At 66.2% G+C, this 24,558-nt stretch carries 29 protein-coding genes and 2 pseudogenes; 10 read left to right on the top strand and 21 right to left on the bottom strand.

Annotated elements, in window-relative coordinates; all coding sequences use genetic code 11:
- From CP958_RS26760 to CP958_RS00870, 11 genes are all read right to left on the bottom strand, one after another.
- Positions 1-548, bottom strand: a 548-nt coding sequence (locus CP958_RS26760) for a toprim domain-containing protein (protein WP_242442669.1), incomplete at its 3' end; no start/stop codon positions are given.
- A gap of 30 nt (positions 549-578) precedes the next feature.
- A complete protein-coding gene (locus tag CP958_RS26765; RefSeq protein WP_242442670.1) occupies positions 579-1,151 on the bottom strand; it encodes a hypothetical protein in 573 nt (190 codons plus the stop codon).
- Complete coding sequence (locus tag CP958_RS00830) at positions 1,148-2,500, bottom strand: ATP-dependent RecD-like DNA helicase (protein ID WP_242442671.1); 1,353 nt, start codon at positions 2,498-2,500, stop codon at positions 1,148-1,150. The genes CP958_RS26765 and CP958_RS00830 overlap by 4 nt, the downstream gene beginning before the upstream one ends.
- On the bottom strand, positions 2,449-3,246 hold the full coding sequence (locus tag CP958_RS00835) for a hypothetical protein (RefSeq protein ID WP_096700136.1): 798 nt from the start codon (positions 3,244-3,246) through the stop codon (positions 2,449-2,451). Before CP958_RS00835 ends, CP958_RS00830 begins: the two co-directional genes overlap by 52 nt.
- Before the next feature lie 10 nt (positions 3,247-3,256).
- Positions 3,257-3,484 (bottom strand): DUF6511 domain-containing protein, encoded by a 228-nt coding sequence (locus CP958_RS26770; RefSeq protein WP_242442672.1) that lies wholly within the window; start codon positions 3,482-3,484, stop codon positions 3,257-3,259.
- A gap of 140 nt (positions 3,485-3,624) precedes the next feature.
- On the bottom strand, positions 3,625-3,852 hold the full coding sequence (locus CP958_RS00845; protein WP_096700137.1) for a hypothetical protein: 228 nt from the start codon (positions 3,850-3,852) through the stop codon (positions 3,625-3,627).
- Between the two features lie 37 nt (positions 3,853-3,889).
- The gene (locus CP958_RS00850) at positions 3,890-4,627 is read right to left on the bottom strand and encodes a hypothetical protein (protein ID WP_096700138.1); all 738 of its coding nucleotides are present in this window, start codon (positions 4,625-4,627) and stop codon (positions 3,890-3,892) included.
- Positions 4,628-4,646: 19 nt separating this feature from the next.
- Positions 4,647-5,483, bottom strand: coding sequence for an ATP-binding protein (locus CP958_RS00855; protein WP_096700176.1), 837 nt, complete (start codon positions 5,481-5,483; stop codon positions 4,647-4,649).
- Positions 5,484-5,580: 97 nt separating this feature from the next.
- Positions 5,581-6,060, bottom strand: coding sequence for a hypothetical protein (locus tag CP958_RS00860; RefSeq protein ID WP_096700139.1), 480 nt, complete (start codon positions 6,058-6,060; stop codon positions 5,581-5,583).
- A 2-nt stretch (positions 6,061-6,062) separates the two neighbouring features.
- A complete protein-coding gene (locus tag CP958_RS00865; protein WP_096700140.1) occupies positions 6,063-6,341 on the bottom strand; it encodes a hypothetical protein in 279 nt (92 codons plus the stop codon).
- Positions 6,338-6,574 carry a helix-turn-helix domain-containing protein gene (locus CP958_RS00870; protein WP_096700141.1) on the bottom strand — a complete coding sequence of 79 codons (237 nt, stop codon included), beginning with the start codon at positions 6,572-6,574 and terminating at the stop codon, positions 6,338-6,340. Before CP958_RS00870 ends, CP958_RS00865 begins: the two co-directional genes overlap by 4 nt.
- Positions 6,575-6,692: 118 nt before the next feature.
- Here CP958_RS00870 and CP958_RS25680 point away from each other — a divergent pair, with 118 nt between their 5' ends.
- From CP958_RS25680 to CP958_RS00880, 3 genes and pseudogenes are all read left to right on the top strand, one after another.
- Positions 6,693-6,917 carry a hypothetical protein gene (locus CP958_RS25680; protein WP_141400370.1) on the top strand — a complete coding sequence of 75 codons (225 nt, stop codon included), beginning with the start codon at positions 6,693-6,695 and terminating at the stop codon, positions 6,915-6,917.
- A 61-nt stretch (positions 6,918-6,978) separates the two neighbouring features.
- Positions 6,979-8,190: pseudogene (locus tag CP958_RS00875) on the top strand (IS3 family transposase).
- A 277-nt stretch (positions 8,191-8,467) separates the two neighbouring features.
- Positions 8,468-9,982 carry a DEAD/DEAH box helicase gene (locus tag CP958_RS00880; RefSeq protein ID WP_096700142.1) on the top strand — a complete coding sequence of 505 codons (1,515 nt, stop codon included), beginning with the start codon at positions 8,468-8,470 and terminating at the stop codon, positions 9,980-9,982.
- Here CP958_RS00880 and CP958_RS00885 read toward each other — a convergent pair.
- The 10 genes from CP958_RS00885 to CP958_RS00930 all read right to left on the bottom strand — a co-directional run bounded on the left by CP958_RS00885 (position 9,904) and on the right by CP958_RS00930 (position 17,109).
- Positions 9,904-11,034 carry a hypothetical protein gene (locus CP958_RS00885; protein ID WP_197706321.1) on the bottom strand — a complete coding sequence of 377 codons (1,131 nt, stop codon included), beginning with the start codon at positions 11,032-11,034 and terminating at the stop codon, positions 9,904-9,906. The two genes, CP958_RS00880 and CP958_RS00885, sit on opposite strands and share 79 nt — an antisense overlap.
- A gap of 16 nt (positions 11,035-11,050) precedes the next feature.
- Complete coding sequence (locus CP958_RS00890; RefSeq protein WP_096700143.1) at positions 11,051-11,407, bottom strand: HepT-like ribonuclease domain-containing protein; 357 nt, start codon at positions 11,405-11,407, stop codon at positions 11,051-11,053.
- A 1-nt stretch (position 11,408) separates the two neighbouring features.
- Complete coding sequence (locus CP958_RS00895) at positions 11,409-11,702, bottom strand: nucleotidyltransferase domain-containing protein (protein WP_096700177.1); 294 nt, start codon at positions 11,700-11,702, stop codon at positions 11,409-11,411.
- Positions 11,703-11,775: 73 nt separating this feature from the next.
- Positions 11,776-14,388 carry a PriCT-2 domain-containing protein gene (locus tag CP958_RS00900; RefSeq protein ID WP_096700144.1) on the bottom strand — a complete coding sequence of 871 codons (2,613 nt, stop codon included), beginning with the start codon at positions 14,386-14,388 and terminating at the stop codon, positions 11,776-11,778.
- A 2-nt stretch (positions 14,389-14,390) separates the two neighbouring features.
- Complete coding sequence (locus CP958_RS00905) at positions 14,391-14,723, bottom strand: hypothetical protein (RefSeq protein ID WP_096700145.1); 333 nt, start codon at positions 14,721-14,723, stop codon at positions 14,391-14,393.
- Positions 14,723-14,977, bottom strand: coding sequence for a hypothetical protein (locus tag CP958_RS00910; RefSeq protein WP_096700178.1), 255 nt, complete (start codon positions 14,975-14,977; stop codon positions 14,723-14,725). Before CP958_RS00910 ends, CP958_RS00905 begins: the two co-directional genes overlap by 1 nt.
- A gap of 129 nt (positions 14,978-15,106) precedes the next feature.
- Positions 15,107-15,850 (bottom strand): hypothetical protein, encoded by a 744-nt coding sequence (locus CP958_RS00915; RefSeq protein WP_141400371.1) that lies wholly within the window; start codon positions 15,848-15,850, stop codon positions 15,107-15,109.
- Positions 15,851-15,923: 73 nt separating this feature from the next.
- A complete protein-coding gene (locus CP958_RS00920; protein WP_096700179.1) occupies positions 15,924-16,307 on the bottom strand; it encodes a type II toxin-antitoxin system VapC family toxin in 384 nt (127 codons plus the stop codon).
- 8 nt (positions 16,308-16,315) lie between these two features.
- Positions 16,316-16,534 (bottom strand): AbrB/MazE/SpoVT family DNA-binding domain-containing protein, encoded by a 219-nt coding sequence (locus tag CP958_RS00925; RefSeq protein ID WP_096700147.1) that lies wholly within the window; start codon positions 16,532-16,534, stop codon positions 16,316-16,318.
- 74 nt (positions 16,535-16,608) lie between these two features.
- Positions 16,609-17,109: a site-specific integrase gene (locus tag CP958_RS00930; protein WP_197706322.1), complete on the bottom strand. Its 501-nt coding sequence runs from the start codon at positions 17,107-17,109 to the stop codon at positions 16,609-16,611.
- 4 nt (positions 17,110-17,113) lie between these two features.
- Between CP958_RS00930 and CP958_RS00935 the strand changes: the two are divergent.
- The 7 genes and pseudogenes from CP958_RS00935 to cysK all read left to right on the top strand — a co-directional run.
- Positions 17,114-17,578, top strand: a pseudogene (locus CP958_RS00935) (IS630 family transposase); the annotation flags it as partial.
- 390 nt (positions 17,579-17,968) lie between these two features.
- Entirely contained in the window at positions 17,969-18,790 is an 822-nt protein-coding gene (locus tag CP958_RS00945; RefSeq protein WP_096700149.1) for an ABC transporter ATP-binding protein, read from the top strand.
- A 12-nt stretch (positions 18,791-18,802) separates the two neighbouring features.
- On the top strand, positions 18,803-20,017 hold the full coding sequence (locus CP958_RS00950; protein WP_141400372.1) for an ABC transporter substrate-binding protein: 1,215 nt from the start codon (positions 18,803-18,805) through the stop codon (positions 20,015-20,017).
- A complete protein-coding gene (locus tag CP958_RS00955) occupies positions 20,014-20,778 on the top strand; it encodes an ABC transporter permease (RefSeq protein ID WP_197706324.1) in 765 nt (254 codons plus the stop codon). Before CP958_RS00950 ends, CP958_RS00955 begins: the two co-directional genes overlap by 4 nt.
- Positions 20,775-21,554 carry an AAA family ATPase gene (locus CP958_RS00960; protein WP_170958783.1) on the top strand — a complete coding sequence of 260 codons (780 nt, stop codon included), beginning with the start codon at positions 20,775-20,777 and terminating at the stop codon, positions 21,552-21,554. Before CP958_RS00955 ends, CP958_RS00960 begins: the two co-directional genes overlap by 4 nt.
- Complete coding sequence (gene cooS, locus CP958_RS00965; RefSeq protein ID WP_096700153.1) at positions 21,551-23,503, top strand: anaerobic carbon-monoxide dehydrogenase catalytic subunit; 1,953 nt, start codon at positions 21,551-21,553, stop codon at positions 23,501-23,503. Before CP958_RS00960 ends, cooS begins: the two co-directional genes overlap by 4 nt.
- Positions 23,500-24,465, top strand: coding sequence for a cysteine synthase A (cysK, locus tag CP958_RS00970; RefSeq protein WP_096700154.1), 966 nt, complete (start codon positions 23,500-23,502; stop codon positions 24,463-24,465). The genes cooS and cysK overlap by 4 nt, the downstream gene beginning before the upstream one ends.
- Positions 24,466-24,558: the final 93 nt, after the last annotated feature.

Genomic DNA, 24,558 nt, shown 5'->3' on the forward strand with positions numbered 1-24,558 from the left:
GTCAGCACCTGACGCTCGGCGACCGGATCGAGGCGGGCCTGGGCGACGTGACCGAGCAGCCGCCCGAGATCGCCCATGTCGGGCGGAAAGGTCAGCGCCAGGGCGGCGGCGTACAGATCGTCGAAGCCGGTCGGCGGCAGCGGCTGATCGGACGCGACCGAGTCACTATTATAATGTGGGGCGGCGGCCCCCTTGCGCAGATCGTCATTGAAGTCGTCCCCATGCAGGGGCGACATGATGGTGGACAGGATACCTGCGGCGGTGAGCCGCTCGGCCAGGGCCGCGGCGGCCTGCTGACCAGCCTCGCCAGCATCGGCGAAGATGGTGACGCGACGGATGCCTTCCGGCCATTGCCAGTCGCGCAGATTGCCCGCCGACAAGGCCGCCCAGGTGGGGATGCCGAAGATGGCCCAGGCCGACAGCGCGGTCTCGATACCCTCGCCGATACCGAGATGGCCATCGGCGGGAATGGCGGACAAGCGCACGGAACCGCCCGCCACCGGCCCCAGCATCTTCTTGCCCGGCGGGGCCTTACCAGCACCACACAATTCCGATCCACGTAAACGTGAACGGCTTGCTCATCGAGGATSGCCATCGCGGACGATGCCCACCAGCCCCGGCCAGCCGCGGCGGCTGTCGAAATCGGCCAGATCGTCGTGGAACAGCAGATCGGGCGAACCTGGGTCGCCGACACCACGGTGGCGGAGATAGGTCTCGCCGATGGTTCCGGCCAGCGGCTGGACACCGCCGAGAATACGGGCGATCTCCAGGTCGTGGGTCGGCTTCGGCATTGGCGGACGCACCGGGGCCGGCTGGTCAAGACGCGCCAACCGGGCGGCTTCCTCGAACAGGTCGCGGTCGGCGAGACCGGTGGCGTGGTGGATCAGGTCGATGGGACCGGCGCTTTCGCCGGTGGCATGATCGAAGCCCCAACCGGCATGATGGCCGACAAGATGGATGATGCACGAACCGTCCTTGCGGGGGCTGCGCCCCGACAGATCGGCACAGCGCAGCGTCCGCCGGTCCTGCGACCACCGCGCCTGCGGAAATAGCCCCGGCAGCCAATCCTGCGCGGTGGCGGCCAGGCGGTCGCGGATCTCATCCAGATCATGCCGGGCTGGTGCCTGCCAGACGTCATTGAGGTCGATCATGCCAGGATCACCAATCCCCGTTCGGCGCGGGTGATGGCGGTGTAGAGCCAGCGGCGGCGGTCCTGCTCGGTGCGGCCCAACCCGTCGTCCCAGACCACGACGTTCTCCCACTGCGAGCCTTGCGCCTTGTGGCAAGTGATGGCCCAGCCGAAGGTGGCCTCGGTCAGCTTCTTCTTGTCGCGCCAATCGCGGTCATGGCGATTCGGGTCGAGGGCGACATGGTCTGCGAAATGGCCCTTGTAGAGCAGCAGGCGCCCCGGCTTGCCGTCCCTGGCGGGCGGGCCGATGGGGTTGCCGTCCTCGTCGGTGACCATCGCTGAGAAATACAGGCTGCCTTCATCGACGATGTCGGCCAGCGACACGAACATCCCGTTGATCAGGCCGAGATCGGACTGGTTCTTGAGGCAGATGATCTTCTCGCCCGGACCCGTGGGCAGAAACGATCCGCCAAAGCCCGCAGCGCGGCGGAGCGCGTTATTGAGCTGGAAGCGGGTGGCGTTCTTGCCGCAGATGACCTGGCCGCCGCGCAGGGCTTGGTCGGGGGTAACGTCGGCCATCCGCATCTTCCAGGCATGGTCGTCGTATTGGCCGAAGCCGATGGGCTGGCCTTCGCGGGCCATGGTGGCGAGGCGGATGATGGCGCTCTCGGCGGCTTGGCGGTGGATCTCGGTCAGCATGATGTCGGGGGTAGCTTGCGTGAAGGCGCCTTCGCCCTTGATCGGCGGCAACTGGCCGGGATCGCCCAGCACCAGAATGGGGCGCTTGAAGCTCATCAGGTCGCGGGCCATCTCCTCGCCGACCATGGACACCTCGTCCAGCACGATCAGCTTGGCCGATGCCGCCGGGCTGTCGGGATTGAGAGCGAAGCGCGGCTTCTTCATCTCCCGCATGGACTGGCGCATGGCCTCGATGGCGGCCTCGGCGGCGGTGCGGTCGAAGCCGGTCAATGACCGGGCGTCGATCTCGACCTGAATGATCCGTTTTTGGGCTTCCTCGATCTCCTCCTCGGTGGCCTCGATCACGCTGTAGATCAGGCTGTGGATGGTCCGGGCCGGAGTGCCCTTGCGCCGCAGCACCAGGGCGGCTTTGCCGGTGAAGGTGGCGGTGACCACGCCGGGGCAATCCTCGGAATGGGGGCTGAGGCCCAGATCGTCGAGGGCGAATTTCAGCACGGTGGATTTGCCGGTGCCGGCGAAGCCGAACAGCCGGAACACCGGCTGCTGCTCCGTCCCGGTCTCGAACCATTGGCGGATGGTGGCGATGGCGCGGGCCTGATTGTCCGAGGGGGTGATGTCGCTCATCGGCAGCCGCCCCAGCAGCGATCCTGCCAAGAACAGGACGAATGCCATCCAGCCGAGGTCTTGCCGCCGCGGCACACCACCGAGGTCCGTTCGGCGACCGCGCGGGGCAGCAATTCGTGGGCGTCGCTGGCCTGGACCACCTGGACGGCGCGGTCGCTCATGGTCTGGGCCAAGGCGGCGTCGAACGGCACCAACTCGCAGTGGATTTCCCAGGTGTCGCGGTTGAGCGCGGTGAACAGCGCCGGGGCCGGCAGCTCCATATAGGCCTGATAGAGGGCAAGCTGGGCGGCGTAGACCGGCTTGGACAGCACTACGCCGCGCTTGACCACGTCCTTCCACGACGACACGCCCAGCGCCTTGTTCTCCCACAGCGCGGGGTATTCCATGGCCACCGGGCCGCCGACCAGGCAGCCGTCGATATGGCCCTTGAAACGGCCATTCAGCACCGAGAAGCCAAACTGCCGGCCATCGCGGCGCTCGGTGCGCAGATCGAAGCCAGCGGCCCGCAGCCAAGCCGCCACCACGTCCTCGCCGCGATGCCCGGCCTCGAAGATCCGCAAGGTGGCGGGCTCGAAGTCGCGGCCATCATCCTTGGGCACGGCGAGATAGTCGTATTGGATCTGGCGCAGGCATTCACGGCCTAACCCTGAGGTGCTGACATACTGGCGGGCCACCTGGGCCCGGTTGCGCACCACCAGGGCGGCATCGATGGCGGCGTTCACCGCCACGGTGATGCCGGGATCGCGGGCGGGAGCCTGGTACTGGCAGCCGGAGCCATGGTTGAGATCGAGCATGGCAGTGGCCTCAGAACGGGATGGGATCGTCGAATGGCGTGCCGCTGCGCTCCTGGACACCGGCCTGGCGCTGCATGGACTCGACATAGCCGGTGACGGCGGCTTCGATCAGGCGGTCGATGTCGGAAGCAGAACGGTGATGAAAATGGGCCATCAGACCCAGCACAGTCAGCGCCTCGGCGAACGGGTGGCGAGCATCCTTGATGGCCTGGGTTTCGCGGGCGGTCTTGTCGATCATGCCGTTGCTCCGTCGGGCGATCTCTGCACCGGCCTGTTGGCAGGGGCGAGAGCAGAACCCGTAATGGGGAAAGTCGTCGTGGCGCAGACGGTGGACGTAACCGAAGCCCCTGGCCTCTCGGCCGCAGACGACGCAAAGGATCAGCCCAGCAAGAGCCGGGTCAGGTCCGGGTGCTGATCGGGCTCCGCCTTGATCCGCTGCGAGGCCAGCACGATGAAGCTGCCGATGGCGTTGGTGGCCATGGCCTCCAGCTCCCATAGGACCAGCGCCCTGATGGGCTGGTGCAGTCTTCCGCGGGCTTCGAGCCATTCGCCGATCGCCTTTGCCGCCTGGCGCGTCACATGCGCCTGCCATTCATCGTCCGTCATGGTGGGGCCGCCCGCCCGAGGGCGAGCGGCATCTCCATCAGCCATTGAGCCAAGCCGGACCATTATTGGCCGCCGGCTCCGGTGCGGGTTGCTGGGTGGCGGGCGGGGGCTGCTGGTTCCAGGGGACCGTGCCAGCCTGCTGGGACGCCTGTGCCGGGGCGGCATCGGTGGCCCAGGCCGGGGCGTTGCTCGCCACACTGTTCGCCACCGGCTTGCGTGGCTTGGCGTTGATGGGATCGGGATCGACCGCCTCGCCCTTCATGATCGCCGCGTATTGGGCCTCGTCGGGCAGCACCACGTTGGCCAGCCGGTTCTGGTCGCGGTATTTGGGATCGCTGGCCGGTTCCACCATGATGCGGGCGGCGAAGGTGATGCCGTCCAACTGCTTCAGTCCCTGGATCAGCCGCTTGGCCTTGGTCGCCTCGCTCATATCCTTGGGATTGAGGCCCAACGCACTGTCGACCATGGCGCGGAACGACGACTTGGAGATGTTCCAGCCCTTGGACTGGCCCTTGTCGTCGAGCTTGCCGCCCGCCACCGTAAAGTTCTGCCAGAACTTGCGCCGCACGAACGGCCCCTCGACCACGGTGAATTCGCAGTCGAGCATCTTGGCATCGCTCTCGCTGGCGGCCTTCAGCAGCCCGGCATCCATGGGCGTCGAGCCGTTGACACCGCCGGGGCGGATGGACAGACGGATCTTGGCGAAGGTGCCGTCGGGGATCAGTTCGCCGGTGGGCATCATTTGCGGCTGGGCATCGTTGAGATCGTAGGACATGGGGGTGGATTCCTTTCAATCAGGCGGGGATGCGGTTGATCTTGGCCAGCAGGGCGCCGAGATCGGGGGCCTCGGTCATCTCCAGGCGGCCGGAGCGATCCTTGGCGGGCAGGCCGTAGGGGTTACCGGAGCGGCAGACCAGACGGCGCTCGGTGGCCTTTTCGTCCAGCAGCCAATTGCCCTCGGCATCGGCCGCGAACAGGTGCATGGAGATGACCTGATCGACGATGCCGGGCAGTTCGCGCCCCGCCTTCGATCCCTCCATCTGCGGCTGCCAGGTGGTGGCGTTGAACTCGTCGGTGATCTTCTCCAGCACGCCGACGAAGATCACCGTCTTGCCCGGCGCATGCTGCAGGTGCTTCAGCGCCTGGATTACTTCCCGGCCCAGCAGGCCATAGGCGCCGCGGATATCGGGCTTGCCGGTGCGGTCGGAGAAGGCCTCCGGCTGTTGCTTGGCGAAGGCCATGACCTGACGGGTGAGGTCGGTGATGGAATCGACGAAGATCACCGGCATGGTGGCGAGGAACTCCTCCACCCCGCTGCCGGCATAAAGCGAGCGCACATGCTGGTGGTGCTGGGCGCTGTAGAAGGCGTTGGGATCGACCGCCGGATCGGGGCCGCCGATCAGCACCACCAGATCGCGGAAGTCGCCAAAGCTGCGCACCGGGATGCTGGCGCCGGACCAGTCCTGCACCGACTTCATACCGGCCTCCAGGTCCAGGCAGACGGTCTGGGCGGGAGGCAGGGTCCTCAGCAGCGAGGTCTTGCCGACACCGGGTTGGCCGAAGATGGCCACCGAGGTCTTGTTGCCGGCGGCGGACAGGCGCTCGTCGGCGGTGATGATGCGAACGGCCATGGGATTCTCCGATTCAAAGGGGGGACGGCGGGGCATTGACCGGGCGCCGAAGGGAAGCCTTGCCCGCCCTTGCGGGTCGGGCTGCCCCGCCGCTGTCTCAGGGGGGATTAGACTTCAGGGTGAAGGTCGGCTTGCCGGTCTTCACCGTGCGGGCGGCCTCGAAGGCCGCGCGGATGTGGGTCGGCCAGGCGCCGTATTTGCGCTCCGGCACCTTGAAGGCGAGGTCGACGTATTCGGTCGGGTTGTCACCGGCGGCACGAATGCGTTCCACGGTCGCTGCCAACAGCGACTGGTCCCATTCCACCTTCTTGGGCAAATCGGCCACCACGGTGACGGCGCCGTCCTCGAAGCGCACCGTGCCGGTGTCCTTGCCGTCGCGGCTGCGCAATTCGGCGGCGATGGGGGCGTACCGACGGTCCAGCACGCCATCGAGCCAGTCCTTCTGCATCTTGGCGAGGCGCAGGTTCTGCTCGGCTTCTTCCTGCAGCAGGGACAGCATGTCCGGCGGAAGGTTGGCGATTTCGCCCACCGGCATGGTCATCATGTCGGCGAGACGGGGGCGATTGGGGATGGTCATGGTCAGATCCTCCGGGGTTTGTCGCCGCTCGCCTTGATGGCGATGTAGGCGATGCGGTCTTCGGCGACGCGGCGCTGAACCAGCAGCAGGCGGCCGTCCTCGGCCAGCGCCAGGGCGCGGGCGGCAACACGGTCGAGTTGGGAGCGGGCCGCTTCGGGCAGGGACGACGGGCCGCGGGCGCGGTCGAGACCGAGCAGGCCCAGGTGGTAGATAAGGCCGTCCCCAGGAACGGCGCCCGCGAACCAGGACTGGAAGGCCGGGATGGTCATGGGGGAGGTCATTGGCCCGCCCTCAATTCGGCCACGCCAACGTCCTCGAACAGAACGTTCAGCCCGAAGCCGGGCTGGGTCTGACGGGCCTCGTAGGCTTCGACTTCCTCAATCTTGTAGAAAATCTTGCCGCCCAGCCTCAGGAACGGCAGGCCCTGCCCCCGGTAGCGCCAGTTCTCCAAGGTGCGGTGGGAAATCCCCCACCGTCTTGCCAGTTGCTTCTGGCAGAGAAATTGTTCGGCCATGTCGGCATGCTCCGCTGCGTGAACTCTGGCGGGAGCATGGCGTAATTCCGGAATCTGGATGGGGGGCCAGTAGGGGGCTGCGTTGGGACTTCACAGCCCCAACGCAGCCCCTTGACAATTGAATGTTGTCTCAGATGTTGAGGCGGATGCCGCGAATGCGGTCACGCACGAACAGAAAATCAATGTTCTTATGCTTGAAAACGTCCCGGAAGCGGCGGCAATTCCCGTCAAGCATGCCCATGAGTGCCCGCTCGCTTATCCAAGGGGACGACGTTTTGCTGAGATCGTGCAAGATCTTGATGGCGGATGCCTGGAGCGGGCCGAGTCTGATTTCCTCTCCTGACCTGCCTTGGAAATCTTCCTCCAGTTTGAAGTAGAGTCCGGCCCATCAGAGGACGGACGACATGAAGCGCAGCAGGTTCAGTGAAGAACAAATCATCGGCATCCTGAAGGAGCAGGAGGCCGGGGCGGGGACGGCGGATGTGTGCCGCCGGCACGGCATTTCGAGCGCCACTTTCTACAAATGGAAGGCCAAGTATGGCGGCCTGGAGGTGTCGGAGGCGCGGCGGCTGAAGGCGCTTGAGGATGAGACCCGAAGGGCAGCGCAGCAAACGCCCGGCTGAAGAAGCTGCTGGCGGAATCCATGCTGAACGAGGCCGCGCTCCGCGATCTTCTGGGAAAAAAATGGTAGGGCCCGCCGCCAAGCGGGAAGCTGTCGCCCATCTGCGGAATGCTTTCGAGATGAGCGAGCGTCGGGCCTGCTCGGTCATCGCAGCGGATCGCACCATGATCCGCTACCGCTCGATCCGGCCGGACGACAGTGCCTTGCGCGACCGCCTGCGCGGGCTTGCCCAGGAGCGTCGCCGGTTCGGCTATCGACGGCTGNTTCATCCTGCTGCGGCGCGACGGGGTAGTCGTCAGGGATCACCCGCNNCTCTACCGGCTTTACCGCGAGGAAGGCTGNCGGTGCGCCAAAGCGCCGCACTCGGCGCAAGGCCATCGGCACCCGCGCGCCGATCCTGGTGGAGGCCAAGCCCAACGCCCGCTGGTCGCTGGATTTCGTCCATGACCAGTTGGACAACGGGCGGCGCTTCCGCGTGCTCAACATCGTCGACGACGTGACGCGGGAGTGCCTGGCTTCGGTGCCCGACACCTCGATCTCGGGCGTACGGGTGGTCCGCGAGCTGACGGCGCTGGTGGCCCGGTGCGGCAAGCCGGAGATGATCGTGTCCGACAACGGCACCGAGTTGACCAGCAACGCCGTGCTGAAATGGGCGCAGGACCACTGCATGCAATGGCACTACATCGCCCCCGGCAGGCCCATGCAGAACGGATTCGTCGAGAGCTTCAACGGCCGCATGCGCGACGAACTGCTCAACGAAACGGTGTTCACCAGCATGGCCCAGGCCCGCGCCGTCATCGCCACCTGGGTCGCCGACTACAACACGACCAGGCCGCACTCGGCCCTGGGCTACCAGACACCGGCGGCCCACGCTGCCAAACTCAAAGCAATGGGGCCGGCCTCTCCGCCCCTCCGGGGCTCCGAGCCCGGCCCCATTGCTCAGACCGCGCCACACGGCGTAACTTCGCCCAAGGCTCTACTTACGGCCGGATGAAACTTCCAAGGCAGGTCAATGCCATGTCAATAAATCCACCGGCGGGCGTTGGCGGGGTTTGGCCGGTTGATGTGCCCCCGGGAAACCGATCGTTTTGAGTTAGAGTTTCCAGATGAAATAATGTGCCCCCGGACTTTGGATCGCCGGATGCTGGAGTTTCCGGAAAGTTCCTCGGGGGGCCACGGTGAACCTCGGTCTGGAGCTTCAGAGGCACTGCACATCAGAAAGTGGTTCTTGTCACCTTCTTTGCTCCGGGAGAGTATGGAATCTGGATGAGATGGACCAGAACGCCATGGATATATTCGACCTCAACAGAACGGTGATCGAGGATTACGAGCGTTTTGCCCGCTCGTTCACCAAGGTCAAGGCTACGGATATCCGCGGGCGTCTGGATGAACTGTATGCCGGGCGCCGTTTCTGGCCGGAGCCGCTGCTTCAGATCAGCCCCCGATTCAAGTCTGGTGGTTCCGTTGCCGAGCTTGTCCAAGGTAATGTGCTGAGCCCCGAATGCGCCGACATATTTGCTGCTCCCGATCTGGCGGACGGAACCCTTGCCCTGCATTGCCATCAGCGCGAAGCCATCGTCCTGGCGCATCGGGGGCGCAGCTTCGTGGTCACGACCGGTACCGGGTCGGGCAAGTCCCTGTGTTTCTTCATCCCCATCATCGACGCAGTGATCAGAGGGAGGGCCGCTTGCGAGCCGGCACGGACCAGGGCCATCGTCATCTATCCGATGAATGCTCTGGCCAACAGCCAGTTCGGTGAGCTGCGAAAATTTCTGGGGGAGCAATCTCCGCTTGTTACGTTTGCCCGTTTCACCGGTCAGGAAGGCCGGGCGGAGCGGGAAAGGATCGCCGCCAATCCGCCCGATATCCTGCTGACCAACTTCATGATGCTCGAACTCCTTATGACTCGTCAGGACGATATCGACCGTAAGGTGATGGCCAATTGTGAAGGTCTGTCCTTCCTGGTTCTCGATGAGCTGCATACCTATCGGGGCCGTCAGGGGGCTGACGTCGCCATGCTGGTGCGTCGGGTGCGCGAGAGGTTAATTGCTCCGGGAGACGGTCTCCAATGCATCGGCACTTCGGCGACCATGGCCAGTGGGGGAACGGAGGAGACGCGGGCAAAGATTGTTGCCGATGTCGCCTCCACTCTTTTTGCCACGGCCATTGGCCGGGCTGACGTCATCGAGGAGACGTTGGCCAGGGCGACAGATCCGAGCCGAACCGCGGAAACCGTGCGTGCCGATCTGGGCCCCGCCATAGAGGAATCCGTCGAGCATGCCTTCGGTGGAAAGACTACGGATACCGAGATTGTCCAGCACCCCCTGGCTATTTGGATAGAGACCACTCTTGGCCTGAATGTTCGTTCCGATGGCAAATGGGAGCGCGCGAAGCCGATGACGCTGGCAGATGCGACGCAAGCACTGGCCGAACAGTCCGGAGCGACACCCGACACAGCGGCCTCCGCCATTCGCAATTGCTTGCTGTCGGCCAGCCGTACCGAGTGGGATCGGACTGGGTGTGGCGCGGATCGTCCGTTCTTTGCGTTCAAATTGCACCAATTTATCAGCGGGGCTGGCAAGCTGCACGGAACACTGGAACCTCAAGGCCAGCGCCGCATCGTGTTCGACGGCCAAGTCTTCGACCCCGAATCGGCAAGCAAGCGTCTGTACGCGATACATTTCTGCCGGAATTGTGGGCAGGAGTTTCATCCGGTATCCCTTCGCTCAGAAGAAGGGGCGCGGAAGGTGACCAAGGCCGGGGGGAGGGCGGTGCGGTCGATGTAGACCTGATTGCCCAGGACCATGTCGACCGTTTCCGGCAAGGGGCCGCTGACCGGAGCCTCAGGCTTGCGCCGGGATGGCGACGCAAGCCACGGCTCCTCGTCATCGTCGTCTATGGGCAGGCGAACACCGAGGATGCGGCCCTGGCGGCTGGCCTCGTCGGTCAGGGCGGTGACCTCCGCCAGCGTCATTTTTCGGACCCCCGACAGGTATCGCCATTGATCGGGATGGGGTTCGAATTGGTCATCCAGGAAGACGCTGTTGCCGGCGTCGCGGGGGCGTCGCTGCAGGGGCAGGGCGATCAGGTTGCCGAACCCGCCCGCCGGCATGGTGTCCTGGTTGGGGAAGAAGCGGTCGTAAGAATCGAAGCCGAGGTCGGGGGCGCGCTCCATGGTCTCGGTCAGGACATGGGCGCCTAACCGGCGGGCCAACCCAGCCGGAATCTGCTCGGCGAAGAAGATCCAGACGTGGCCACCGTTGCCGGATCGGGATCGCTCCAATGCCGCAGGGATGTTCTTGATCCGGCAGGTTTCCAGGAAGGCGGCGACGTCGTCCCGCCATGATTTCTTGTCGAAATCGGCGGCGAGGAACCAGCAGCTCTCGTCCGCCATCATCGGATAGACGCCGATGATGAAGTCCCGTCCGTCCAGCCCTTCGCCACGCAGATGCTGGGTGATGACGGCTTCGGTCACGGGCAGGAAGTGCCGGTTGGGGCAGTCGCCGCATTTGACCTTCGGTTTGCCGCACAGGCGGGGCATCCATTCGTTGGCGCAGGCCGGCGAATAGCCCGACTTGCCACTTCTCGGATTGCTCCAGCGTTTGGGGAAGACATCCTCGCGTCCCCGGAACAGCGAGCGGAACAGGGCAATCTTGGTGGTGGGAGGGGACGCGCCGGTCACGCGGGCCGTTGGAGATTGTTCGGTAACCGTGGCGCGACGGTTGGCTTCGCCGGTCCGGAGACGGACAAGCCTGGATTCAAGATCGGCGCGTTCGGCATCCAGAGCCGTCAGCCGTGCCGTGATCGCTGCGATTTCGTCCGCCTCGGATACGATCATGAAAAACGGCGCGGGATCACCCTTGCTCCTGCCGCTCTGCTTCCGCCGTCAACAGTCGGATTGCGGCCGCCAGTGGGGGCAGATGTTCGCCGACGATGTTCCAGGTCGCCCGCATGTCGGTACGCTGGTATTCGTGCCGCAGCAGGTTGCCTATGGCGGCAATCTGCCGCCAGGGAATGTCCGGGGCCAGTTCCTTAAGATTGTCGGGAATATGGCGGCTGGCCTCGGAAATGATTTCCAGTCCGCGTTCGACGGCACGTTGCATACCCCAAGTGTCGGCATAGCTTTCGAAGCTGGCTTGGCCGATGACGGCTTCAATGCCGGAGATCGCCTCCATGATGTCGGTCAAGCGAAGCAGGACGGTACGTCCCATCTCAGAACACCAGCAGAGCTTCTGTTTCGATCCGGGGCCGAAGCATCGGATGCAGGCTGGCCCGGGTCATGACGTCGGATTCGGTGCCCAGGATACGGCTGACCTGCTCCTGGACGTCCACCAGTTCGATCAGGCTGAAACGGGGATTGTCGGTATCGAAGAACAGGTCCACATCGCTGTCGGCTCGCGCCTGCTCGCGGGCGACGGAGCCGAACAGATACAGATGCGCCACACCGAAGCGGTGCAGTTCCGCTTCGTGAGCCCGCAAAGCCGCCATGACCTGCTCGCGATCCATGTCCATCTCCTGGTCCGGTGGCGACTATACAACGTCGGAGGGGGCGGTGCAAAAGCGCCTTTGGCAGCAGGGGTCAGCCCTGGTGATGGGAAAACGGACGGATATTGGAGGCGGGGGTCATGGATTGCGCTGCTTCGTCGCTGCTTCCCCGCAGCCGCCAGCGGGAGATCCCGGAGATGATGCCGTCGGGGACGATCCGCATGGTGTTGACGATGCGGCCCTGATTGGCGGACAGCCATTTGCCCAGGCGCCTGCCGTTGATGGCGCCGCCGTCGCCGGCCACCGCCAGCAGGGCTTCCCGGAATTCGGGGTTGATGAAGTCCCCGCGAGTATAAAGGCCGGGAGCCTGGTCGGTGGCGACATCGATCACCTCCTTGACCGAGACGCGGCGGCTGCCGAGATGGGTGTGCCATTGCTCGATCACCGTGGTCAGGGCCTCCAGCTTGGGGTCGGCGCCGCGCACCTCCTCCATGGTGGCGCAAGGGTCGGCCTCGCCCAGCCAGATCAACCCGTCGCGGACCCAGCGCGACCATTCGGTGAAGGAACCCAGCGGCGTGGTCTGCTGCGGGCGGCCGGCGAGGTGGAAGGCGCGCAGGATGGTCAGCGCCGCCGCGACGTAATCGCCACGGGTGGCGGTGACCGTGGCGACCGGGTCGCGGTCGAACTCGCGCAGCTCGGGGCGCTCGACCCCGGCGTCCAGGGTGCAGCGGATGGCGCGCCGGGTCATGTCGCCGACCACGGTCAGGTTGTTGCCGGTGGCGAACACCATTGCCGTGCTGGGCACCTCGATATTGAGCGATTTTCCCAGCAGGCGGACCTTGAGCATGGGCTGGGTCAGCACTTGGCAAAGCAATTCGCCGCCGAGGCCGATCTCGCAATTGTCGATGGAGATCAGCGGGTCACCGGCGATCAGGGTGGCGCCCAGGCGCTTTTCCATTTCCTCCTCGGTCTTGCCCTGGGCGATGACCGCAGCGGGGCGGCCCGAGGCGATCATGCTGGCGATGTCGACCAGCAGGGATTTGCCCGATCCGGCGGTGGGAGCGTTGAAGCCGTGCAGCGGTGCCGCCGGCAGCGAGCGGCGGATGGTGGCGGTCAGCATCCCCGACAGCGCCACCGCCCGGTCGGCCCCGGTGACGAAGGGAAAGGTCTCGATCACGCCGCGCAGGAAACGCAGGGCCGACAGCGCCAGACCGCGATCCGGATGGGCGGGGATGGTGGGGAAGAATCTCCCTTGCGGATCGTACAGCAGGCCGGTGGCGGCATCATAGCCGGGCTGGTCCAGCAACGAGCCATCGGCGCGCAGCGTCGGAGCATTGATGATGCCGGTCAGCACCGGCAGCTTCCACATCCCTTCGCGGGCGAGATAGGTGTCGGCGATGCGCAAGGGGCAGTCGGTCGATACCCAATCCTCGGCGCGGGCGTCGAACCGCTCCCAATTGGCGGCGAAGGTCATGGCCTCGGAAATATGGTGGCGGTTGACGACGACGAGGCGCAGGGCGTTGACCTTGTGCCCGTCGGCGATGGTAACGGCGGACGAGGCCGGGCGCACCACCATGCTGCCGCGCTGATAGAGTGGCAGGTCGGCATTCATCATCGCCATCTCGCCTTCGCTGACCACGCGGGGGAGATCGCCGGCGGTAATGCGGATGGTGGGGCGGCCGGACGGTGCCCAGTCGCGCTTCATGCTCTGGCGGGGTGTGCGGGGTCGGGCGGCTTTGGGGCGTTCCCAGCCATTCTGCCTGGCCCTCCAGAACAGAGAGCCGACGCCGATGCTGCGGCCCGCCGCGAAGCCGGGCCATTTGTCCGCTGTCGCAATGGGATCGTTCTTGGCCGACTGGGCCGACCAGCTTTCCCACAGATCGGCCCCGTCCGATCCCAGGCCGGCATACAGGGCGAAGCCGACCTTGATCCAGTCGTCGTAGGGCAGGTCGTCGTTGGGGATGTGGGCCAGGGCGGACGTGACGGTCTCGCGGTCGGGGGCGGCCTCGACACCGGCGGCGATGGCGCCCACCGGAAGCCCTGCCGCCTTGCGTCCGGCGCGTTCTGTCCCCTTGATTTCGGCCCGTGTTTGGCCGCCGAGGCCGCGCAGTACCGTCTCGGCCTCGGCGATGAAGTCCGCGCATTGCTCTGCACTGACCACCGGCAGATCGCTGGCGGGCACCTCCAACGGCGAGTGGTCGGGCCAGGCATAGTCGAGCTGGGTGTCGGGATGGATGCCGAAGCCGACAAACTGCTGGCCGGTGGCCAGGATCTCGACGCGCATGCTGGTGCCGTCGGGCAGCAGCAGTTCCGGGGTCTGGATCTTGTCGAATGCCGGGGCCGCCCGCATCACCAGCAACAGCTTGGGGGCACGGCCGATGCGCTTCAGCGGCGTGTCGCCCAGCATGTCGCGGGCCAGTTGCTCGATCTCCGCCGCCGGTTGCTCGACCGGTACGTCGATGTCGATGCCGACGATGGTGCCGCACAGCAGGCCGGTATTGGTGCTGTCCGGGTATTTGTTGGCCCAGCGTTCGATCTCCGCCTCGTCGGCAACGGCGCAGAGGGTTTCCCAGCCGCGCATCAAGGGCCGCTTGCCGGCGGCCTTGATGGACAGGTGGGCATCCGAGATCGGCACCGGAAGGTAGCCGTTGCGCCGCAGGGTGCGGCGCAAGCCGACCAAGGTGGAGGAAGAGAGGGGGGGCTCCATGGTTAGCGCGATACCTCCCAGGCGGCGAAGACGTCTGGCCCGAATTCAGTCTTATTCTGAAGGGGGCGGCGCATCTGGAGCTGGGTGTGGGTATCGTAAACCCTGTGGCACAGGAGGCGCGGGTCCGGGCTATTCTGGACTTGCTGGAACAGCAGGTTGTCCAATGAAAGACGCAGACGCTCCAGACTAACCAGGGCCGCGACGGCTTCCTGATGGATGCAGCTTCCCAGGGGGCTGAAGCGGGTGACGGTCAGGATTTCATCCTGGGCCGTCTTGATGCTGTTGCCGATGGTGACGTGATCATCGGCCGAGATCAGGTGGTCGAAGGCGGTCATCACTTGCGGCCTCCCGCACGCGGCGCCGACGCCTTGCGCTCGACCTGGCGCTCGCGCTCCAGCAGCCAGGTGCGGACGGCCTCGATGCGGTACATGACCCGCTGGCCGATCACCGTATAGGGCGGGCTTTGGCGAAGCTGGCGGTCGCGCTGGGCGGTGCGCAACGAGATGCCGCGCTGGCGGCAGTACTCGTCCTCGTCAATATAGCCCAGGAAGATGTTGGTGTCCGCCGGGGTGGGGAGAGTGTCCGTCATGGTCGATACCTTTCGTGCCAAGCGGCGCAAGGCCGCGTCGGCACTCCAGATATCGGGGGGCGGGGGCATGAAAAATCGGTATTAAAATACCCATGAAATCATATTTTCATGGGGGATTTCATGGCCCCCTCAGTGTTTCATGGGGGTGCTCTTCAATTCGCGGTAAAGCTGCCGGAGGCTGTTTTCCAGCGAGGCCGGTTTGATCTGGTGCGCGGTGGGATGGGTGGCGTGCAGCCACTGGGAGAGATACTGGCATTCCCTGGCGAGGCTGGGTTCCATGATGCCGGCGGCGGCCCGGCGGCGCAGTTCGGGCATGATCAGCGTTTCGACCGAGGACGGGCGTCCCTGGGTGCCGCTGTACAGGGTGATCGGCGTTGGGGGCGGGGCGGCCTCCTCGACGGGACGGTTCTCATCGGCCGATGCCGGTTTGGCGCGGGCAGGGGGCGTGTCGGGGGCCTGCGGGTGGATCTGCTCCAGGATCGGATGGTCCGCCGGAATCTCCTCCGCCAGCAGGCAGCGAATGCCCCGGAACAGCAAATCGTGGCTCTTGGCGCTGTCCTCCTCCATATGGATGTCGAGGAAGGGCCAATAATGGGGTGGAATCGCCTCTTCGGGGGCATCGTGATGGCGGCGGCCGAATGCGATCCACCGGCCCGCTTCCGCATCCTTCTTCATTGCCCGCCGAATGCTGGTCATGGCCGAGGCCAGCAGGCGGCCATACTCGGCCAGATTGAGGTCGTAGGTTTGCCGGTCTTTCGCCGAACCGTCCGTGGTGGCGGTGAAAATCTCAGTTTCCCTGTCGCGGTTGCGCCGGATCCGCGCCATCGCCTCGGCAAGACTATGCCCGTCCGGCGTGGTCGTGCTGGTCAGCAAGACATCGGCAATTTCTTGCAGGCTCCGCCATCGGAGGGGTTGGGCGCGGCTGGCCATGCGGTCGCCTTTCTCATCAGGGCGCGGTCTTGGGTACGTACTGGACGCCCGGCAAGCCATCGAAATGCTGGTCGCAGGTGAGCAGGTCGGCGTCGTGGGCGAGGGCGGAGGCATAGATGACGGCGTCCGCCGTCGCCAGCCGGTGGCGAGCGCACAAATCCGCCGCCGACAAGGCGATGGTGGTGTCGAGATCGACGACGACGCAGGTCTCGGTGAACGCGATCACCTGATCGGCCTTGTCCTCCCCCACTTCTCGTGTCAGCCATTTGGCGAGTTCCAACTGCACCATGGTCGGAACCAGCCAGTCGCCGCGATCCGGCAACTGGCTGGCCAGAGCCGCGCCCACGGGCGAGCCGATCAGGCATTCGATCCAGGCCGAGGTATCGACGATGCGCAGCATGGGCCGCATCAGAACCGGTCGGTGCGGTCACGGTAGTCTTGCGGATTGGCTCCCCGCGCCAGTCCGAACAGCTCTTCGGGTTTCGGCACCGGCACCAGCATCACACCCTCGCCCTTGGGGATGAAGGCGAAGACCTGTCCAGCTTCCCAGTGCCGCGCCGTCCGCACCGCCTTGGGGATGGAGATCTGGAATTTGGTTGAGAGGGTGGCGATATCCTTTGTCGGCATGGCGGACTCCCATCGATCAGTGATTGGTAAGACGATAGCGCGCCGTGGCGCGGATTGAAACCACCCGCTACCGATTACACCGATTTTCCGTGTTTCTCGGTATGGCTCTTCTTCCCCGCCATGTCGATGGCCTTGCCCACATGGTCGGCGGCGGCGCGCAGCGGCTCGTCGTAGAGGTGGGCGTAACGCTGGGTGGTCTGCACCTGGGTGTGGCCCAGCATGGCGCCGATGATCGGTAGCGACGCACCGCCGCTGACCAGCAGCGAGGCGAAGGAATGGCGCAGGTCGTGGATGCGGGCGCCCGTGATGTCGGCCGCCTTGCACACCGCCGCCCAGGACCGCTTGACGTCGGTGAGCGGCTGGTCGCCGCCCTTGCCGGGGAAGATATATGGCCCTTCGGCGGTTTCCCTGATTCGCCGCAGCAGCGTCAGGGCATTGGCCGAGACCGGTACCCGGTGTTCCTTCCGTTGCTTGGTATGGGCGCTGGGCTTGGTCCATACCCCGGACTCCAGGTCGAACATTTCCCAGGTGGCCCCCAGCACCTCGCTCTTGCGGGCGCCGGTCAGCATCAGCATGCGGATGCACGGGTGGTGTCCTCGAGGAGAAACCCTGCTCGCCAAGGTTCCTCACGGCCACTGGAAAACCCTGACCTTCCTGGCGGGCCTGCGCCATGACCGGATCATCGCTCCCCTGGTCCTCGACGGCCCCATCAATGGGGCGACCTTCACCGCCTGGGTGGAGCAATCCTTGGCACCGGCCCTGGAACCCGGTGACGTCGTCATCCTCGATAATCTGGGAAGCCACAAAGGAAAGCCGGCACGCCAAGCCATTCGCAAGGTCGGTGCTCATCTGCTCTTCCTGCCGCCCTACAGCCCCGATCTCAATCCCATCGAGATGATGTTCGCCAAACTCAAGACCCTCGTCCGAAAGGCTGACGAACGAACCATCGAAACCACATGGAGGCGCGTCGGTAAACTCCTGGACGCTTTCCCTCCGCAGGAGTGCGCCGCATATCTGCGGCACGCAGGATATGCTTCAGCCTAAATCGGACAGACTCTAGCCGGCGGCGACCAGATCGAGATCACGGCGGAAGCCGGCGACCTGCTGCGTATTCCGGCCGGCACCGAGCACTGGTTTCGCCTCGGCCCGCGCCGCACCGTCGTGGCGGTGCGCTTGTTCGGAGCAAATCCCGACTGGCGGGCGGATTACACCGGAACGGAGATTCTGTTTCCCACCGAATGACTACGCCGCCAGGGACGGGTGGGATGGTTCGGCCGGGCTGGCGCGATCATGGCCTGAAAGCCCGCCCCATGGTCCGGAACCGGCCCGGACAGGTCCAAAAATAGAATCAATCTTTTTTCTACTATTTTAGTAGACTACAGTATTTATGACGCTGTATACCGGATCGACCTTCGGATTTCAGAGCAGGTGGCCATGGACACGGGAACCATTGAGCTTTCGGGTATCGGCCACACATTCGGCCGCCATGGCCCGCGGGTGCTGGACGGTATCACCCTCAAGGTTCCCCACGGCCAATTCCTCGCCCTGGTCGGCCGCAGCGGCTGCGGCAAATCGACCCTTCTGCACATGATCGCCGGCCTTATCCAACCCCAGGCGGGCGAGGTCCGTATCGGCGGACGGGTGGTGCGGGCGCCATCGGCCAAATGGGACGTCATGTTCCAGTCACCCTCGCTGCTGCCCTGGATGACTGCCGCCGGCAATGTCGCCCTCGGCCTGCGCTACGCCAAAGCCCCCAAGGCGGAAATCAGGAGCCGGGTCGAGGAATTGCTGGCCCTGGTCCATCTGTCCGAGCACGCCGGCGACAATGTCCAGGATCTGTCCGGCGGCCAGCAGCAGCGGGTCGCCCTGGCCCGTTCCCTGGCCACCCGGCCGGACGTGCTGCTGCTGGACGAGCCTTTCTCGGCCCTTGACCCCTTCACCCGCGCCACCCTGCAGCAGGAGGTGCGAACCATCGCCGCCGGCCAGGGACTTACCCTGGTGATCGTCACCCACGACGTGGACGAGGCCCTGCTGATGGCCGGGCGAGCCGTGGTGATGGCGCCTCGGCCGGGGCGCATCGTCGCCGACATCGCCCTCCCCGACCGGCAGCACGATGAACGCGCGTTTGCCGAAGCCCGCGCCGCGGTGCTGGCCCGCTTCGAAGCGGCATCCCCATCCGCAGTCCCGGACCGGATATCCAAGTCCTCCATCCGCCGTTTCTTCTTCCCCGCCCTCGGGCGGCAACCCCAGTCCTGACGGAGACGCAACATGTCCGACGGCAGCCCTCTGAAGCGCCCTATTTCCCGCCGCCGCTCCCTCGACATGCTCGCCGGCGGTGGCCTGGCCGCCTGGTTGGCGACCAGGGGCGGCCCCGGCTTCGCCGCGCCCCCCGAGGACGAGGTCGTCCGCATCGGCCATCTGCCCATCACCGACGCCACCGCCCTGCTGGTCGCCCACGCCATCGGCGCCTTCGAGGCCGAAGGCCTGAAAGCCGAGCCGCCGGTGCTGCTGCGCGGCTGGTCGCCCCTGGCCGAGGGCTTCGCCGCGGGCAAATTCAACCTGGTCCACCTGCTGAAACCCATTCCCATATGGATGCGCTACAACAACAAGGTACCGGTCAAAGTGGTGGCCTGGGCGCACACCAACGGTTCGGGCCTGGTGGTGGGCGGCAAGTCCGGCATCACCTCCTTCACCGACCTGGGCGGACGCCAGGTCGCCGTGCCGTTCTGGTATTCCATGCACAACATCGTGCTGCAAATCGGCATCCGCGCCGCCGGCCTGATTCCGGTGATCAAGCCGGCCGGCGAGGCCGTCGCCGGAAACGAAGTCAATCTCCAGGTGCTCCAGCCCCCCGAGATGCCCCCGGCGCTCGCCGCCGGCAAGATCGACGGCTACATCGTCGCCGAACCGTTCAACGCCCTGGGTGAGCTGAAGGCGGGCGGCAGGATTCTCCGCTTCACCGGCGACATCTGGAAGAACCACCCCTGCTGCGTGGTCACCATGCATGAGGCCGACACCAAGAAGCGTCCGGAATGGACCCAGAAGGTGGTGGACGCCGTGGTCAAGGCGCAGATCTACGCCTCGGCCAACAAGAAGGAGGTGGCCCGCCTGATCTCCCAGGACGGCAGGGGCTACATCCCGCTGCCGGCCGCCGTGGTGGAGCGCGCCATCGGCCATTACGACGACCCCGACTACGACGCCCTGGGCGCCAATCGCCACCGCAAGGAATGGGGCAACGGCCGCATCGACTTCCAGCCCTGGCCCTACCCTTCCGCCACCCGGCTGATCGTCGAGGCCATGGGCAAGACGGTGGTCAGCGGCGACAAGACCTTCCTCGACAAGCTGTCGCCCGATTTCGTGGTCCAGGACCTGGTGGACTACTCCTTCGTCAAGCGCTCCCTCGACCGCTTTCCCGAATGGAAGAACGATCCCAGCGTCAATCCCGGCGACCCGTTCAGCCGCGCCGAGATCATCCGGACATGAGCACGCATCGCCTGCTGTTCTCGGCCCTGGGCGTCGGCCTGCTGATCGGCCTCTGGTGGGCGGCGGCGCAAGGCGTGGCCGCCGACCCGCGCACCGCCGCCTTCGCCGGTTTCGCCCCCCTGCCCGCCGTTCAGGCGTTGACCGCCATGGCCGGAGGCGGTGAACTGAACCGCGCCATCGGCCCCAGCCTGGGCCGGGTGGCCGCCGGGCTCGGCTGGGCCGCCCTGCTGGGCATCCCGGTGGGGATCGCGCTGGGGCGCTCGCCGCTGCTGGGCGCGTTGACCCACCTGCCGTTCCAGTTCCTGCGCATGATCAGCCCGCTGGCCTGGATGCCGCTGGCGGTGATGGCCTTCCCCACCTGGGACGGGGCCATCATCTTCCTGATCGCGGCGGCCGCGGTGTGGCCCATCGTCTTCGCCACCGCCGCCGGGCTGGCCAAGCTGGACCCGCAATGGTTCAAGGTGGCCCGCAATCTGGGAGCCGGGGCGGTCCATCTGCTGACCACGGTGATCGTTCCGGCCATCGCCACCGACATCCTGACCGGTATCAGGCTGGCGCTCGGCGTCGCCTGGATCGTCCTGGTGCCGGCCGAGTTCCTGGGCGTCACCTCGGGCCTGGGCTATGCCGTCAACGACGCCCGCGACACCCTGTCCTATGACAGGCTGGCGGCCACCGTGCTGGTGATCGGGCTGATCGGCTTCTCGCTGGACGGCCTGTGCCTCGCCCTGATCCGACGCTTCTCATGGCGGAGGGCGGCATGAAGATCGCCGTCGCCGGCAAGGGGGGCGTGGGCAAGACCACGCTCACCGGCCTGCTGGCCCGCCAGATGGCCGAGGACGGCTATCGCGTCCTGGCCATCGATGCCGACCCCGACGCCAATCTCGCTTCGGCTCTGCCGCTGGACCATCCCGGCCCGGTCACGCCGCTGGCGGCGCGCACCGACCTGATCGATGCCCTGTCCGGGCGCGGCGCCCTGCCCGGCGGCATGGTGCTGCTCAACCCCGACATCGGAGCCGTTCTTCCCGAGTTCCGCAGGACCTGGGGCGGGCGGCACAGCCTGCTCACCCTGGGCTGGCACAAGGGCGGCGGCGAGGGCTGCTATTGCGCCGAGAACGCCGTGCTGAAACGGGTCCTGTCAACCGTCCTGCCGGGCGCCACCGACGTGGTGCTGGTGGATTCGGAGGCCGGGCTGGAACATCTGAGCCGGGGCACAGCGCAAGCGGTCGACGCGGTGCTGGCGGTGGTGCAGCCGGGCAGCCGCAGCGTGGAAACCGCCTTCGCCATCCGTGAGCTGGCCGCCGCCCTGGGCATCCGCGCCGTCTTCCCGGTGCTGGTGGGCGAACGCGGACCCGAGGACGTGGATGCGGTGCAGTCCACCCTGGGCGATTGGCCGATCCTGGCCCATCTGGCCTGGGAGGATTCGATCCGCCGCGCCGACCTGGAAGGCCGGCCGCCGCCCATTCCCGAATCCTTCCGCCCGGCCCTGCGCCGGCTGATCCTGACCCTGGCCTCCGCCTGCCCCCTGGAGCATCCATGACCCCCGACGAGCTCAAGGCGCACCGCGCCTCCTACCCCTCCCGCGCCCAGGTGCGCGAAACCCCCCCGGACCCGGCGGTGCGCGCCCTGCTCGACCTTGCCGCCGAGAAGGGCATTTCCACCGTCTTCGACCGTTTCGATAAGCAGAAGAACCACTGCGGCCACGGCCTGACCGGCGTGTGCTGCCGCATCTGCCACATGGGGCCGTGCCAGGTGACACCCCGGGCGCCGCGCGGCGCCTGCGGCGCCGATGCCGACGTCATCGTGGCGCGCAATATCCTGCGCTGGATGGCCGGCGCGGTGGCCGCGCACGGGGCGCGGGGGCGCGAAGTGATCCTGGCGCTGAAAGCCGCCGCCGAGGGGCGCCTCGACCAGCCCATCCGGGGCGTCGCCAAGCTGAACGCCGTGGCCAAGGCGCTGGGCCTCTTCGACGAGGCCAAAAGCGTCCAGACCCTGGCCGCCGAGGTGGCCGACGTGCTGCTCGACGACATGAGCCGCACCGTGCCGGGCGACCACCGCACGCTGCGTGCCCTGGCCCCGCCCGAACGCATCAAGGTATGGGAGGAACTGGACATCCTGCCCATCGGCTCGCAGCAGGAAGTGTTCGAGGCCCTCCACCGCACCGGCGTCGGCACCGACGGCGACTGGCGGAACCTGATGAAGCAGTTCCTGCGCACCGGCCTGGCCTTCTCGTGGTCGTCGGTGGCGGGCTCGGCCATCGCCATGGACATCCTCTACGGCCTGCCGCAGCGCTCGCGCATCGCCACCAACGTGGGCACCCTCGACCCGGCCTGCGTCAACATCGCCGTCCACGGCCATTCGCCCGTACTGGTCAGCGCCATCGTCGAGGCCGCCGACGCCCCCGATATCCAGGAACAGGCGAAGGCGGCCGGCGCCACCGGAATCAAGTTCTACGGCATCTGCTGCTCCGGCCTGTCGGCCCTTTACCGCCACGGCGACGTCCATCCGCTGGCCAATGCCGTGGGGGCCGAACTGGTGCTCGCCACCGGGGCCATCGATCTGTGGGTCGCCGATCTGCAGGACGTCTATCCCGGCATCATGGACGTAGCCGAGTGCTTCCACACCAAGGTGGTGACCACCAGCGATTCCGCCCGCCTGCCCGGCGCCATCGCCATGGGCTTCGACCACCGCCACGCCAATATCGGCGAGACCCGTGCCATGGCGCGCAAGATCGTCGAGATGGCCATCGCCAACCAGCCGCTCAGGAACGCCGCCAACGTCCATATCCCGCCGGTCACCGCCGAGGCCGAGATCGGCTTTTCGGTCGAGAATATCGGCGAGGCGTTCGGTGGGCCGGCGGCATTGCTCGACGCCCTGAAAAGCGGAGCGATCCGCGGCATCGTCAATCTGGTGGGCTGCAACAATCCCAAGATTCCCTATGAGGTGGCCATTTCCAGGGTGACCGACATTTTGCTCGCCCACGACGTCCTGGTGCTGACCAACGGCTGCGCTTCGTTTCCGCTGCTCAAGCAGGGATATTGCACCACCGGCGCCCTGGACAAGGGCGGCGACGGCCTGCGCCAGGAACTGGGCGAAAGGAACCTGCCGCCGGTGCTGCACATGGGCGAGTGCCTGGACAATGCCCGGGCTTCCGGCCTGTTCCGCATCCTGGCCGATGCCGCCGGCCGGCCGATCAAGGACATGCCCTTCGCCTTTTCCAGCCCGGAATGGTCCAACGAGAAAGGTGTCGGCGCCTCGCTCAGTTTCCGTCTTCTCGGCCTCAACTCGTATCACTGCATCCCGGCTCCGGTCACCGGCTCGGAGAACGTACAGCGCTTCTTCGAGCATGACACCGCCGACATCCTGGGCGGCGTCATGGTGGTGGACAACGATCCCGAGGCGCTGGCGCTCCGCCTGATCACCGACCTCGATACCCGCCGGGACCAGCTCGGCTGGCCCCGTCCTTCCGCCCGGAGCACCGCGCCATGACCACCATTCGCCCCCCGGCCGGACGCGGCCGCACCTATGACGACATCACCCAGACCATCGGCGACACGCCCCTGGTGCGCATCAACCGGCTGGCCGCCAAGGCCAAGGCCCGCGCCACCCTCTACGCCAAGCTGGAGTTCTTCAACCCGCTGTCCTCGGTCAAGGACCGCATCGGCAAGGCGATGATCGAGGCGGCCGAGGCCGACGGCCTGATCACGCCGGGCCGCACCGTTCTGGTGGAGCCCACCTCGGGCAATACCGGCATCGCGCTCGCCTTCGTGGCGGCGGTCAAGGGCTATCGCCTGATCCTGGTGATGCCGGATTCCATGTCCCTGGAGCGGCGCAAGATGGTCATGCTGCTGGGCGCCGAACTGGAACTGACCCCGGCGGCGCGCGGCATGACCGGAGCGGTGGAACGGGCCCGCGAGTTGACCACCGAACTGAATGACGCCGTCATGCTGCAGCAATTCGAGAACATCGCCAATCCCCTGATCCATCGCGCCACCACCGCCGAGGAAATCTGGAATGATACCCAGGGCCGGGTGGACGTCATCGTCGGCGGCGTGGGGACCGGCGGTACGCTCACCGGCATCGGCCAAACCCTGAAGTCCCGCCGCCCCTCGCTCCGCATCGTCGCGGTGGAGCCCGAGGCCAGCCCGGTCCTGTCAGGCGGCCCGCCCGGCCCCCACAAGATCCAGGGTATCGGCGCCGGCTTCGTGCCACTGATCCTCGATCGCGGCATCATCGACGAGGTCCTGACCATCTCCAACGAAACGGCCTTCGACACCGCCCGCAAATCCGCCCGCCTGGAAGGCATTCCGGTGGGAATTTCGTCGGGCGCCGCCCTGGCCGCCGCCCTGGAAGTGGCGGCGCGACCCGGCATGGAAGGCAAGACCGTGGTGGTGATCGTGCCATCCTTCGCCGAGCGCTACCTGTCCACAGCGCTGTTCGACGGGCTATAGCGCCTCTTCGCGCGGAAGGGGGCGCGACGTATCGCCCCCTGTTTCCATTCAAAAGAATGGGGCGGGTGGTCGCCCACCCGCCCCGGTATCACA

The sequence above is a fragment of the Magnetospirillum sp. 15-1 genome, assembly GCF_900184795.1.
Taxonomy (GTDB): Bacteria; Pseudomonadota; Alphaproteobacteria; order Rhodospirillales; family Magnetospirillaceae; genus Phaeospirillum.

What these genes read in the sequence shown, in the direction of transcription:
- CP958_RS00830 (WP_242442671.1), bottom strand. Translation starts at nt 2,500, where the DNA reads ATGGCATTCGTCCTGTTCTTGGCAGGATCGCTGCTGGGGCGGCTGCCG.
- CP958_RS00835 (WP_096700136.1), bottom strand. Translation starts at nt 3,246, where the DNA reads ATGCTCGATCTCAACCATGGCTCCGGCTGCCAGTACCAGGCTCCCGCC.
- CP958_RS26770 (WP_242442672.1), bottom strand. Translation starts at nt 3,484, where the DNA reads ATGATCGACAAGACCGCCCGCGAAACCCAGGCCATCAAGGATGCTCGC.
- CP958_RS00845 (WP_096700137.1), bottom strand. Translation starts at nt 3,852, where the DNA reads ATGACGGACGATGAATGGCAGGCGCATGTGACGCGCCAGGCGGCAAAG.
- CP958_RS00850 (WP_096700138.1), bottom strand. Translation starts at nt 4,627, where the DNA reads ATGTCCTACGATCTCAACGATGCCCAGCCGCAAATGATGCCCACCGGC.
- CP958_RS00855 (WP_096700176.1), bottom strand. Translation starts at nt 5,483, where the DNA reads ATGGCCGTTCGCATCATCACCGCCGACGAGCGCCTGTCCGCCGCCGGC.
- CP958_RS00860 (WP_096700139.1), bottom strand. Translation starts at nt 6,060, where the DNA reads ATGACCATCCCCAATCGCCCCCGTCTCGCCGACATGATGACCATGCCG.
- CP958_RS00865 (WP_096700140.1), bottom strand. Translation starts at nt 6,341, where the DNA reads ATGACCTCCCCCATGACCATCCCGGCCTTCCAGTCCTGGTTCGCGGGC.
- CP958_RS00870 (WP_096700141.1), bottom strand. Translation starts at nt 6,574, where the DNA reads ATGGCCGAACAATTTCTCTGCCAGAAGCAACTGGCAAGACGGTGGGGG.
- CP958_RS00880 (WP_096700142.1), top strand. Translation starts at nt 8,468, where the DNA reads ATGGACCAGAACGCCATGGATATATTCGACCTCAACAGAACGGTGATC.
- CP958_RS00885 (WP_197706321.1), bottom strand. Translation starts at nt 11,034, where the DNA reads ATGATCGTATCCGAGGCGGACGAAATCGCAGCGATCACGGCACGGCTG.
- CP958_RS00890 (WP_096700143.1), bottom strand. Translation starts at nt 11,407, where the DNA reads ATGGGACGTACCGTCCTGCTTCGCTTGACCGACATCATGGAGGCGATC.
- CP958_RS00895 (WP_096700177.1), bottom strand. Translation starts at nt 11,702, where the DNA reads ATGGATCGCGAGCAGGTCATGGCGGCTTTGCGGGCTCACGAAGCGGAA.
- CP958_RS00900 (WP_096700144.1), bottom strand. Translation starts at nt 14,388, where the DNA reads ATGGAGCCCCCCCTCTCTTCCTCCACCTTGGTCGGCTTGCGCCGCACC.
- CP958_RS00905 (WP_096700145.1), bottom strand. Translation starts at nt 14,723, where the DNA reads ATGACCGCCTTCGACCACCTGATCTCGGCCGATGATCACGTCACCATC.
- CP958_RS00910 (WP_096700178.1), bottom strand. Translation starts at nt 14,977, where the DNA reads ATGACGGACACTCTCCCCACCCCGGCGGACACCAACATCTTCCTGGGC.
- CP958_RS00920 (WP_096700179.1), bottom strand. Translation starts at nt 16,307, where the DNA reads ATGCTGCGCATCGTCGATACCTCGGCCTGGATCGAATGCCTGATCGGC.
- CP958_RS00925 (WP_096700147.1), bottom strand. Translation starts at nt 16,534, where the DNA reads ATGCCGACAAAGGATATCGCCACCCTCTCAACCAAATTCCAGATCTCC.
- CP958_RS00930 (WP_197706322.1), bottom strand. Translation starts at nt 17,109, where the DNA reads ATGCTGATGCTGACCGGCGCCCGCAAGAGCGAGGTGCTGGGGGCCACC.
- CP958_RS00945 (WP_096700149.1), top strand. Translation starts at nt 17,969, where the DNA reads ATGGACACGGGAACCATTGAGCTTTCGGGTATCGGCCACACATTCGGC.
- CP958_RS00950 (WP_141400372.1), top strand. Translation starts at nt 18,803, where the DNA reads ATGTCCGACGGCAGCCCTCTGAAGCGCCCTATTTCCCGCCGCCGCTCC.
- CP958_RS00955 (WP_197706324.1), top strand. Translation starts at nt 20,014, where the DNA reads ATGAGCACGCATCGCCTGCTGTTCTCGGCCCTGGGCGTCGGCCTGCTG.
- CP958_RS00960 (WP_170958783.1), top strand. Translation starts at nt 20,775, where the DNA reads ATGAAGATCGCCGTCGCCGGCAAGGGGGGCGTGGGCAAGACCACGCTC.
- cooS (WP_096700153.1), top strand. Translation starts at nt 21,551, where the DNA reads ATGACCCCCGACGAGCTCAAGGCGCACCGCGCCTCCTACCCCTCCCGC.
- cysK (WP_096700154.1), top strand. Translation starts at nt 23,500, where the DNA reads ATGACCACCATTCGCCCCCCGGCCGGACGCGGCCGCACCTATGACGAC.